Genomic DNA, 11,216 nt, shown 5'->3' with positions numbered 1-11,216 from the left:
ATCAGCATGACTCGCACGGCCAGCACCAAATGGGAATCCCAATTCGGACTCGTTTGTCGCGATCAATCCACTAGGCCGCCAGTTTCCGCCGCGCCAGGTCCTTGCGCAGCATGTCGGCGGAATAGATCGCCAGCGCCGTCCAGATCAGGCCAAACGCCATCGCGTGATATGGCCCGAAGGGTTCGCCGAAGACCAGAACCGCGCACAGGAACTGCAATGTGGGGTTCAGGTATTGCACCAGCCCCACCGTCGCCATGGTGCAGCGCTGCGAGGCATAGGAAAACAGGATCAGCGGCAGCGCCGTCAGCACCCCGGAAAAAGCCAGCATCAGCGTGGTGAACATATCCCGACCAAAGGCACCGCCCTGCCCCATTTCCAGCCATAACAACCAGCCCGCCGCCAAGGGCAGCAGCAGCAGCACCTCTGAGGTAACAGAGGTAATGGGCCCCACGGTCAGCCGCTTCTTGATCAGGCCATACAGGCCAAAGGTCGTTGCCAGAACAAGCGAAATCCACGGCGCCACGCCCAAGCCCACGGTCAGCACCAGCACCGCCGCCGTGGCCAGGGACAGGGCGATCGCCTTGCCCCGGCCCATCGGCTCGCCATAGAACACCACCCCCAGAAGCGCCGACACCAGCGGAAAGATGTAATAGCCCAGGCTCGCCTCGGTCGCATGGTCGATCTGGATCGACACGATGAACAGGAACCAGTTCGTCGAAATCATCAGCGCCGCGACGGCGACAAGCCCGAAGTTCCGCCACCCGGACAGCGCTACGGGCAGACGCCGCAGCTTGCCCTGTGCGGTCAGCACACCGGCAAAGGTCACGAAAGACCAGAAGGTCCGGTGCGCCAGCAGTTCGGGCGGCGGCACATGGGACAGCAGCTTGTAATACAGTGGTGACAGCCCCCAGATCACGCAGGCGGCTGTCAGCGCGAAAACACCCTTGGCTGCGTCAGTCATCTGGAAACCCTGCGGAATTTGTCCCTCAGGCTTGGACCCACGCGCGGCGAATGGCAAGGGTCAAAACTCAAAAGGCCCCGCATCCGGGATGCGGGGCCTTTCGGGTCTCAGCGCTGCGCGATCACAGGCGCGACGCGACGTTTTCCCAGTTCACCAGGTTCGACAGGAAGTTCGACAGGTAGGCCGGGCGCTTGTTGCGGAAATCGATGTAGTACGAATGTTCCCACACGTCGCACCCAAGCAGAGCAGTCTGACCGAAGCACAGCGGATTCACGCCGTTTTCGGTCTTGGTGACTTTCAGGCCGCCATCGGTGTCCTTGACCAGCCAGCACCAGCCAGAGCCGAACTGACCTGCGCCCGCGGCGGCGAATTCTTCCTTGAACTTGTCGACCGAGCCAAAGCTGTCGACCAGCGCCGCTTCCAATTCGGACGGCATGTCGTTGTGGTTCGGGCCCATCATCTCCCAGAACTGCATGTGGTTCCAGTGCTGCGACGCGTTGTTGAAGATGCCGTTCTGGGTCACGGCTCCGGCCTGGTAGGTGCCGGTGATGATGTCTTCCAGCGACTTGCCTTCCCATTCGGTCCCGGCGATCAGCTTGTTGCCGTTGTCGACATAGGCCTTGTGGTGCAGGTCGTGGTGATATTCCAGTGTTTCGGCGCTCATGCCCTTGGAGGCCAGCGCGTCATGTGCGTAGGGAAGATCGGGAAGTTCGAAAGCCATTTTGGTCTCTCCCAGTGTTATGGTTGCCTGCCCTTTACCTGTGCCGAAGCCCGTCGAAGGTCAAGGCCGCTTGCATGGATTCGATGCCTGCGGTGTGCAGAAAGGTCAGGCCGGCATCCCGGGGAACGGACCCGACCCACGGCCGACGCTGCCACGCGCGAAGGGCCTAAATCCGGTCGACGCCCCCGACAAGGCGCCGGTTTTCGAAATCAGAAATAGCCCACTTCGCTGCCCGGCACGGCCACGGTGCACAGCAGGTCAAACATGTACTGAGCGACCGAACGGAAGCAGACGATGCGGATCGTGCCGTCCGCTTCCATCCAGAAACCCGCTGCGACCTGACCCAGGTGCGTCCGGCGCACGTCGCCTTCGGCAAAGGCATCGGGGGCCACGTCGGTTGGCGACAGTTTCGCCAGGACCTCGCGCGACAACACCCCCGTCAACGTGAACATCGCCCGCGCATCCGATACGTTCAGCACCAGCGCGTGGGTGTCTGCCAGCGCCTCGGCCAACTGTTCGGTCAGACGCGGCGCCTCGTAGTAGGAACAGATCAACAGCAGCTCATCCGGCGACATCCACAGCAGGCTGCGGTCGCCGTTCGCCGACAGGCGGCGCTCACCGGGCAGCGCCAGGCCGGCCACGATTGACAGTGTGTCGCCAAAGGCTTCGTCCTCGAACGTGCCGCGCAGGGTGATCATGCCCACCGGACCGGCGTCGGCAATCTGCGCGATGCCTTCGTATCGAGCTCCGTTCAGGGCGCTGACGGCTTCAGACATTCTGTTTCTCCCCTTCCGGGTCATAGAAAACGGGGCTGACGATCTTGGCCTTGATGGTGGCCCCTTCGACGGTATTGAACTCGATCACTTCGCCCATGCGGTCTGGCCCTCTGTGGACCAGCCCCATGGCGATGCCCCGGTTCAACGTCGGCGAATAATAGGTCGAGGTCACGCGCCCTTGGGTGTTGCGCTGGCCATTGGCGTTGACGCCCTCGGCCACGGCATAGGACCCGTCCGGCAGAACCGACCCGTCCAGCGTTTCCAGCCCCACCAGTTTCCAGCGGTTCGGATCGGCCATATGGCTGCGTTCCTGTGCCCGCTTGCCCAGGAAATCCTCTTTCTTCTTCGAGATCGCCCAGTTCAGCCCCAGATCCTGCGGGATCACGGTGCCGTCGGTTTCGTCCCCGATCATGATAAAGCCCTTTTCGGCCCGCAGCACATGCAGCCCTTCGGTACCATAGGGGGTGACGTCAAATTCCCGACCGGCCTCGAAAAGCTTGTCCCAAAGCGCCTGCCCCATGTTCGCAGGCACCGCGATTTCATAAGACAACTCGCCCGAGAAACTGATGCGATAAATCCGCACCGGGAACCCGCCCAGCGTGCCGTCCTTCCATTCCATGAACGGCAGCGTTTCCTTGGAAACGTCCATTCCACCCAGCTTTTCCAGCACCTTGCGGGCCTTGGGGCCGACCACGGCGATCTGGGCATATTGCTCGGTCACGTTGGCGGTGTAGACCTGCCAATACCACCATTCGCATTGCAGCCAGTCTTCCATATGGGCGTGGATGCGGTCCGCGCCGCCAGTGGTGGTGTGGCACAGGAACGTGTCCTCGTCTATGCGCGCCACGACGCCATCATCGGTCAGGAACCCGTTTTCGGTGCACATCAGCCCATAGCGGCATTTGCCCGGCTTCAGCGTGCTCATCATGTTGGTATAGAGCATGTCGAGGAACCGGCCCGCATCGGGCCCCTTGACGATGATCTTGCCCAGGGTCGAGGCATCCAGCATCCCCACGCTGTTCCGCACGGCGCGCACTTCGCGGTGCACGGCCGCCTCGGCGGTTTCGCCCGCCTTCGGATAGCAATAGGGTCGGCGCCAGTGTCCCACCGGCTCCCACTTGGCGCCCTGCGCCTCGTGCCAGGCGTGCATCGGGGTGCGGCGGATCGGCTGGAACACCTTGCCGCGCGCCTCGCCGGCGATGGCACCAAGGCTGATGGGCGTGTAGGGCGGACGGAAGGTGGTGGTTCCGACCTGCGGAATGGGTTCCCCAAGCGCATCAGAAAGAACCGCCAGTCCATTGATATTGCTAAGCTTACCTTGGTCTGAGGCCATCCCCAGAGTGGTGTAGCGCTTGGTATGTTCGACCGATTCATAGCCTTCGCACGCCGCCAGTTGCACGTCAGACACCTTGACGTCGTTCTGGTAGTCCAGCCACGCCTTGCCACGCAGCGCGTAGCGGGCGCCTTGCGGCATCAGCCAGACCGGTTCCAGCGCCGCTTCGTCCTGGGTATCGACCAGCGGGGCCGCGCTGTCCGCAGGGCGACCACCCACGCGCTTCAACGCGGTTTTCCCTGCCATATCAGAATCCTGAAGAACTGTCTTCAGGTTCATTGCTCCGCTTGCAGACCCGGCGGTGACCACCATGGGCGCCCCATCCTGCCCGGTCGGCGCGCGGTCGGGATCGGGACGGAAAAACGCCTGTGCGTCGTCCCAGATCAGCTTGCCGCCGCAGTGCGACCACAAGTGCACGACCGGTGACCAGCCGCCCGACATGGCAACGGCGTCACAGGCGATTTCTTCCAGCATCGCGCCTTCGCCGGCCTGGTCGCACATGACCACGCCGGTCACGCGCTTGCCGCCCTTGACCTTGGCGATGCCGCGCCCGGTTTCGACCCGGATGCCAAGGGCACGCGCCTCTGCCATCAGCGCGCCACCGCCCGCGGGCCGCGCATCGAGGATCGCGGGAACGGTCAGACCGGCGTTTTTCATCGTGATCGCAGTACGATAGGCGTCGTCGTTGTTGGTGACGACCACGGTCCGGTCACCCACCGAAACGCCCCAGTTCACGACGTAGTCGCGCACCGCAGAGGCCAGCATGACGCCGGGAATATCGTTGCCGGCAAAGGACAGCGGGCGTTCGATGGCGCCGGTGGCGGTCACGATCTGCCTGGCCCGGATGCGCCACAGACGGTGGCGCGGGCCTTCGCTGCCCGGCGCGTGATCGGCGACACGTTCATAGGCCACGACATAGCCGTGATCAAAGACACCCGCCGCCATGGTCCGGCTACGCAGGGTGACATTTTCTTGATTTGCAAGGGATTGAACGGTTTCGTTCACCCAATTTTCGGGCGATTGGCCGTCAATCGTGCCGCCGTCGACCGGGGCGCGACCGCCCCAGTGGGCGGTTTGCTCGATCACCATGACGCTGGTGCCCTGTTCTGCCGCGGCCTTGGCCGCTTGCAGCCCGGCAACGCCGCCACCGACCACCAGCACATCCACATGCACGTGGAAATGCTCGTAGGTGTCGGCGTCGCGGGCCTCGGTCTCGGGGGCTTTGCCCAGGCCCGCGGTCTGGCGGATGAAGGGCTCGTAGATGTGTTTCCAGAACGGGCGCGGATGGATGAACATCTTGTAGTAAAAGCCCGCGGTCAGGAACCGCCAGACGTAGTTGTTCACCACGCCCACGTCAAATTCGAGGCTGGGCCAGTGGTTCTGGCTGGTCGCGGTCAGCCCGTCGAACAGCTCGGTCGTGGTGGTGCGCTGGTTCGGTTCGAACCGTGCACCGGTGCCCAGCCCGACCAGGGCGTTGGGTTCTTCGGGGCCGGAGGCCACGATCCCGCGCGGGCGGTGGTACTTGAAGCTGCGGCCCACCAGCATCTGGTCATTGGCCAGCAGGGCCGAGGCCAGCGTGTCGCCAGGGTGGCCCTTCAACCGCTTGCCGTTGAAGGAAAATTCGATCTGCGTGCCGCGGTCGGTCAGGCGGCCGCCAGTGGCGAGACGGGTGCTCATATCTCGGTGCCTTGTTCTTGTGGCCGGTGACGGGGGGCTGCCTGCCCCCCGAACCCCCCGGGGATATTTTCAGCAAGATGATGACAGGTGCAGGGCATCAGGCGATGTCCCGCCATTTGAAATCCGGGTGTTTGGTGCGGATTTGGTCCAACAGTTCTTCGGGCGGTTGCGGAGTCTGGGCGGGATAGGTGCCGTAGACCTCCATCGTGTTGGTGTCGCGAGCGGCGAGGAACCACTTTCCGCAGCCATAGGCGTGGCGCCAGCGTTCGAAATGCACGCCCTTTGGATTTTCGCGGGCGAAGAGGTAGGTTTCGAAATCCGCGTCGCTGGATCCGGGGCCGAAGCGTTTCAGATGCGCCTCGCCGCCCGGGGCAAGATCGGTCTCGCAGGCGTCCGCGCCGCAATAGGGGCAGGTCAGGATCAGCATTTTATTTATCCCCCTCGCTGTTTTGAGCTTTCCATCTAGCGCTAAAGTTGATTGGCACACCGAACTCTATTCGATGAATAGCAGCAGAGGCTTTCTCATGACTTCCCTCAGCCGCGACACTGCCAGTTATCAGCGAAACAAGTGGGCCTCCTACTTGGCCTTTTACTCCACCTCCTGTGCGACTATTGGCTTCCACACCAACAGAAAACTTAACGATTTGATCGCCTGACTTTGTTTCCTGATCGTTTACTCTGTGCAGCGCAATCGGGATAATATCTTCGTTTTGAGATATGTCTTTTGCAGTGCGCACGCCACGTGCGATGCTCAGAAGTGTTTCTCGTACGAATTCCTCTAGCGAAACTTCACTCATCAGTGCGCCACCCCCGCCGCCACGGATTCGTCGATGAAGCGGCCTTCGCGGAAGCGGTTCATGCCGAAATCCGCGCAGAGCGGCGATTGGCCGGTGGCCATCAGTTCGGCAAAGCCCCAGCCGGAGCCCGGGATCGCCTTGAACCCGCCGGTGCCCCAGCCGCAGTTGATGAAGCAGCCGTCCAGCGGGGTTTTCGACAGGATGGGCGAGCGGTCGCCGGTCATGTCGACGATGCCGCCCCATTGCCGCAACATTTTCAACCGGCTGATCATCGGGAAGGTTTCGATCAGGGCGCGGACGGTTTCCTCGACATGCTGGAAGCTGCCGCGCTGGGTATAGGCGTTGTAGCCGTCGGTGCCGCCGCCGATGACCATTTCGCCCTTGTCGGATTGCGACATGTAGCCGTGCACGGTGTTGGCCATCACCACCACATCCATGCAGGGCTTGATCGGTTCGCTGACCAGCGCCTGCAGCGGCGCGCTTTCGACCGGCAGGCGGAAACCCGCCATTTCCGCCAACTGGCCGGAATGGCCGGCAACGACGATGCCGAGCTTGTCGCAGCCGATGTCGCCCTTGGTGGTCTGCACGCCGGTGACACGGCCGTTTGCACGGGTGACGCCGGTGACTTCGCATTTCTGGATGATGTCCATGCCCATGGCCGAACAGGCGCGGGCATAGCCCCAGGCCACCGCGTCGTGGCGCCCGGTACCGCCGCGCGGCTGCCAGAGCGCGCCAAGCACGGGGTAGCGAGGGCCGTCGAGGTTGATGATCGGCACCAGTTCCTTGACCCGGGCGGGCGAGATGAATTCGGTCTCGACCCCTTGCAGGGCGTTGGCGTGCGCGGTGCGCAGGTAGCCGCGGACCTCGTGTTCGGTCTGGGCCAGCATCATCACGCCGCGCGGGCTGAACATGACGTTGTAGTTCAGGTCCTGGCTGAGCGTTTCGTACAGGCTGCGGGACTTTTCATAGATCGCCGCCGAGGGATCCTGCAGATAGTTCGACCGGATGATCGTGGTGTTGCGGCCGGTGTTGCCGCCGCCCAGCCAGCCCTTTTCGATGATCGCCACGTTGGTGATCCCGAAGTTCTTGCCAAGGTAATAGGCGGTCGCAAGACCGTGGCCGCCCGCCCCCACGATGATCACATCATAGTGAGCCTTGGGCTGCGCCTTGCGCCAGGCGCGGTCCCATCCGGTGTGATCGCGCAGCGCCTCTCGGGCCACGGCGAAGACGGAATAGCGTTTCATGTCAGCTCGAATCCCCGCGGTATGACTTGGCTTCGGTATTGGACCTCAACACGTTCGCCGCGCCGACTACAACCGTCACAATTCCGCGCAGTTGCGACATGGCGAAACAAGTGAACGATTTACCCTTTTTTCTTGGGGGGCGCGGCTATATCTCCGCCGGGACAGGAATAAAGGGCAGTTTGCGATGACGACGTTCTGGATCATTACCGGGCTTGTGGCACTGGTGGTCGCGGCGACTTTGGCGCTGGCGCTGATGCGCGGGCGGCGCGACACCGGTCCGGCCGAGGCCTTCGATCTGCAAGTCTATCGCGATCAGTTGAAGGACGTGGACCGCGACATGGCACGCGGCGTGATCGGTGAAGGCGACGCCGAGCGCATCCGTACCGAGATTTCTCGCCGGATCCTGGCGGCGGATGCCAAGGCCAAGGCCGCTGGCGACGGCGGCACGCAGCCACAGGCGCTGGGACGCACCATGGCGATCGTCATCGCGCTGTCGGTCGTGGGCGGCAGCCTATGGCTGTACCAGCGGATGGGCGCGCCGGGGTATCCCGACCTGGGTCTGAAGACCCGGATCGCCGCCGCCGACGAGGCGCGCAAGACCCGGCCCACCCAGGACGAGGCCGAGGCGCAGGTGCCGGCGCTGGCAAACCCCGACGCGCCGCAGGAATATCGCGATCTCGTGGCGCGGCTGCGCGAGGCGGTGGCGGCGCGCCCCGATGACGTGCAGGGATTTGTCTTGCTGGCCCGCAGCGAGGCGGTTCTGGGCAACTACAAGGCCGCCTACGAGGCGCAGGCCCGGCTGATCCAGCTTAAGGGCGATGCGGCCACGGCCAAGGATCTTGCCGATCTGGCGGACATGATGGTGCTGGCGGCGGGCGGGTATGTGTCGCCCGAGGCCGAAACCGTGCTGAACCAGACCATGAAGAAGGACCCGACCAACCCGGTGGCCCGTTTCTATGGCGGGTTGATGATGTATCAGACCGGTCGGCCCGACACCGCGTTCCGGATCTGGCAGACCCTGCTGGATGAAGGCCCGGCCGATGCGCCATGGGTCGCCGCGATCCGCTTGCAGATCGAAGACGCGGCGATGCGGGCGGGCATCGACTATACCTTGCCGCCAGCCGGGGGCATGCTGCCCGGACCGTCGCAGCAGGACATGGCCAATGCCGCCGACATGACGCCCGCCGAACGCCAGGAGATGATCCAGGGCATGGTCGACCGGCTGAGCGATCGGCTTGCGACCGAAGGCGGCAGCCCCGAGGAATGGGCGCGCCTGCTGGGGGCGCTGGGAATTCTGGGCGATACCGACCGGGCCGCTGCGATCTGGGCCGAGGCACAGACCGTCTTTGCCGGTCGTCCCGAACTGCTTGAGGTGGTGCGCGAGGGCGCTGTACGGGCCGGGGTGGCCGAGGGCGCCGCGGCCCCTGCCCCCGCCGCGCCGATGCTGCCGGGGCCGACCCAGCAGGACGTGCAGAACGCGCAGAACATGACGCCGGAAGAGCGCCAGGAAATGATCACCAACATGGTGGCGCAGCTTGAAGAGCGTCTGATGACCGAAGGCGGCAGCCCGCAGGAATGGGCCCGCCTGCTGAACACGCTGACCGTGCTGGGCGACAAGGCCCGCGCACAGGCGGCGTGGGACAAGGCGCAAGACGCGCTGTCGGGCAATCCCGGCGGACTGGCCGTGGTGCAGATGGCGGCGCAGCAGGCCGGCCTGGTGGAATGACCCCTGAAAAGGCAGCGGGTTTGGGGACATCGGCATGATCCATGACGAGGTTGAAGGGTTCGCAACGGCCCTGCCCGCCCATGGCGCGCTGATCGGGCTGGACTTGGGCGAAAAGACCATCGGCGTTGCCGTGTCCGACGTGATGCGCAGCGTGGCCACGCCGTTGGAAACCATCCGGCGCAAGAAATTCACGCTCGACGCGGCGCGGCTGCAAGAGATCGTTCAGCACCGGTCGGTCTGCGGCATCGTGCTGGGTCTGCCGCGCAACATGGACGGGAGCGAAGGCGCACGCTGTCAGTCGACCCGGGCCTTTGCCCGCAATTTCGCGCAGCTCTGGGACGGGCCGATCACCTTTTGGGACGAACGTTTGTCCACCGTGGCGGCGGAAAGAGCGCTGTTGGAGGCGGATACGACACGAAAACGTCGCGCAGAGGTCATCGATCACGTCGCCGCCGGGTATATTCTGCAAGGGGTGCTGGACCGGTTGCGACACCTGCCCCCTGGCGGACCACATGGCTGAACAAGAAGGCGCGGACGTGAAAGACGACATCTGGAAACGGGACGAGATCGAAAGCCCCTGCACCAAGATCTGCCTTGTGCACCCACAGGCACGGCTGTGCACCGGCTGCCTGCGCTCGATCGACGAGATCACGCAATGGTCGAAGCTGAGCGCCGAAGACCGCCGCACCATCATGGCGGAACTGCCGACCCGCGCCGGACTGTTGACCCAGCGCCGGGGCGGCCGCGCCGCACGCCTGTCCCGCGCCAACGACCAGGGCCGCCCCCGAAAGGACGGCCCGTAACATTCCAAACTGGTCGGAAGCCGTATCAGGCGACGGCCGCCGTTTCGACCGGCAAGGTTTGCAGGATAAAGACGTTGTCGGCGGTAAAGCTGCCCGCCCCGCCCGCGATCACGGCAACGTCGAACTGCTCGGACCCGAGGAAGACCGACACCAGTGCATCGGCATCGGCCGGGCCGGTCGACGAAATCGACACCACCGGTTCGACATCGCCCAAGTCGCGAAGATCGATCGTCAGGAAGTCGGCGTCGCTGCCGGCCACCGTGAAGTCGGTGATGACCGGAACGTTCGCCGGGGCCGCCGGATCGAGGTTCAAATAGAAATCGTCGCCCTCGGTACCGCCGGTGACAACCGACGCCCCGGCAATGTCCAGGAAATCGTTGCCGGCGCCGCCGTCCATGATTTCGCCGTTCATCAGGTCATCGGGGCCCGCGCCGCCAAACAGTTCGTCGGTGCCATCGGCGCCGTCCAGAATGTCACGGCCGTCATCGCCTTGCAGGGTATCGTTGCCCGGACCGCCAAACAGCGTATCCTGACCATCGCCACCGCGCAACAGGTCATCATCGGTCCCGCCCGAGAGACTGTCGTCGCCATCGCCGCCTTCCAGCGTGTCGTCGTCCTGATCGCCGTCAAGGTCGTCGTCGTTCGAGCCACCGCCGAGGTAGTCGTTGCCTTCACCGCCCACCAGCGAATCTTCGCCCAGGCCGCCCAGCATCTCGTCATCTCCCAACCCGCCCTTCAGCAGGTCGTCCCCGGCGTTGCCTTTCAGGAAATCGTCGCCGGTACGGCCGAAGATCACGTCATCGCCGGTGCCGCCCAACAGCGAGTCGAGCCCGTTGTCGCCGCTGATCAGGTCAGCGCCCGAACCACCGAAGATCGTGTCGTTGTCGCCTTCGCCACTGAGGTCATCATCGCCACCCAAACCAGAGATCACATCGTCGCCGTTGCCGCCGTCGATCGTGTCGGCGCCTGTGGTGCCGGTCAGGACATCATCGCCCTCAGACGGAGTCGGACCGGGCTCTGGCGTTTCGCCCCCATCGTCATCACTGCCGTCAAACGCGCCGAATACCAGCGCCAGAAGTCCAATACCGGCAACAGCCCATAGTCCTAGTGGATTGAATCCAACATTTGGAACCCTCGATTTCTTGCGGCGATGATGTCGTTGGGGTCTGCCCGCCAAA

General features: G+C 63.9%; 10 protein-coding genes and 1 pseudogene. 3 read left to right on the top strand and 8 right to left on the bottom strand.

Annotation, left to right across the window (positions count from 1 at the left end; genetic code table 11):
* Positions 1-70: 70 nt before the first annotated feature.
* From rarD to VK792_RS18955, 7 genes are all read right to left on the bottom strand, one after another.
* A complete protein-coding gene (gene rarD, locus VK792_RS18985; protein ID WP_326299464.1) occupies positions 71-961 on the bottom strand; it encodes an EamA family transporter RarD in 891 nt (296 codons plus the stop codon).
* Between the two features lie 121 nt (positions 962-1,082).
* On the bottom strand, positions 1,083-1,682 hold the full coding sequence (locus tag VK792_RS18980) for a superoxide dismutase (RefSeq protein WP_326299462.1): 600 nt from the start codon (positions 1,680-1,682) through the stop codon (positions 1,083-1,085).
* Between the two features lie 209 nt (positions 1,683-1,891).
* Positions 1,892-2,458, bottom strand: a complete 567-nt coding sequence (locus tag VK792_RS18975) for a sarcosine oxidase subunit gamma (RefSeq protein ID WP_326299460.1) — start codon at positions 2,456-2,458, stop codon at positions 1,892-1,894.
* A complete protein-coding gene (locus VK792_RS18970) occupies positions 2,451-5,468 on the bottom strand; it encodes a sarcosine oxidase subunit alpha family protein (RefSeq protein WP_326299458.1) in 3,018 nt (1,005 codons plus the stop codon). Before VK792_RS18970 ends, VK792_RS18975 begins: the two co-directional genes overlap by 8 nt.
* 97 nt (positions 5,469-5,565) lie before the next feature.
* Positions 5,566-5,895: a sarcosine oxidase subunit delta gene (locus VK792_RS18965; protein ID WP_326299457.1), complete on the bottom strand. Its 330-nt coding sequence runs from the start codon at positions 5,893-5,895 to the stop codon at positions 5,566-5,568.
* A 1-nt stretch (position 5,896) separates the two neighbouring features.
* Complete coding sequence (locus VK792_RS18960; protein WP_326299456.1) at positions 5,897-6,265, bottom strand: hypothetical protein; 369 nt, start codon at positions 6,263-6,265, stop codon at positions 5,897-5,899.
* Entirely contained in the window at positions 6,265-7,509 is a 1,245-nt protein-coding gene (locus VK792_RS18955) for a sarcosine oxidase subunit beta family protein (protein WP_326299455.1), read from the bottom strand. Before VK792_RS18955 ends, VK792_RS18960 begins: the two co-directional genes overlap by 1 nt.
* 184 nt (positions 7,510-7,693) lie before the next feature.
* Here VK792_RS18955 and ccmI point away from each other — a divergent pair.
* The 3 genes and pseudogenes from ccmI to VK792_RS18940 form a co-directional block, all read left to right on the top strand.
* Positions 7,694-8,920: pseudogene (gene ccmI, locus VK792_RS18950) on the top strand (c-type cytochrome biogenesis protein CcmI); the annotation flags it as partial.
* 349 nt (positions 8,921-9,269) lie between these two features.
* Positions 9,270-9,755, top strand: coding sequence for a Holliday junction resolvase RuvX (gene ruvX / locus VK792_RS18945; RefSeq protein ID WP_326299452.1), 486 nt, complete (start codon positions 9,270-9,272; stop codon positions 9,753-9,755).
* A complete protein-coding gene (locus VK792_RS18940) occupies positions 9,748-10,038 on the top strand; it encodes a DUF1289 domain-containing protein (protein WP_326299450.1) in 291 nt (96 codons plus the stop codon). Before ruvX ends, VK792_RS18940 begins: the two co-directional genes overlap by 8 nt.
* Positions 10,039-10,063: 25 nt before the next feature.
* Here the strand turns inward: VK792_RS18940 and VK792_RS18935 are convergent.
* The coding region (locus VK792_RS18935) for a calcium-binding protein (protein ID WP_326299449.1) at positions 10,064-11,216 on the bottom strand (1,153 nt) is incomplete at its 5' end.

The organism is Mesobacterium hydrothermale (genome assembly GCF_035818635.1).
GTDB classification, from domain to species: Bacteria; Pseudomonadota; Alphaproteobacteria; order Rhodobacterales; family Rhodobacteraceae; genus Mesobacterium_A; species Mesobacterium_A hydrothermale.
The sequence above is the reverse complement of the archived record's forward strand: the minus strand, read 5'-3'. Positions and strand labels throughout refer to the sequence as shown.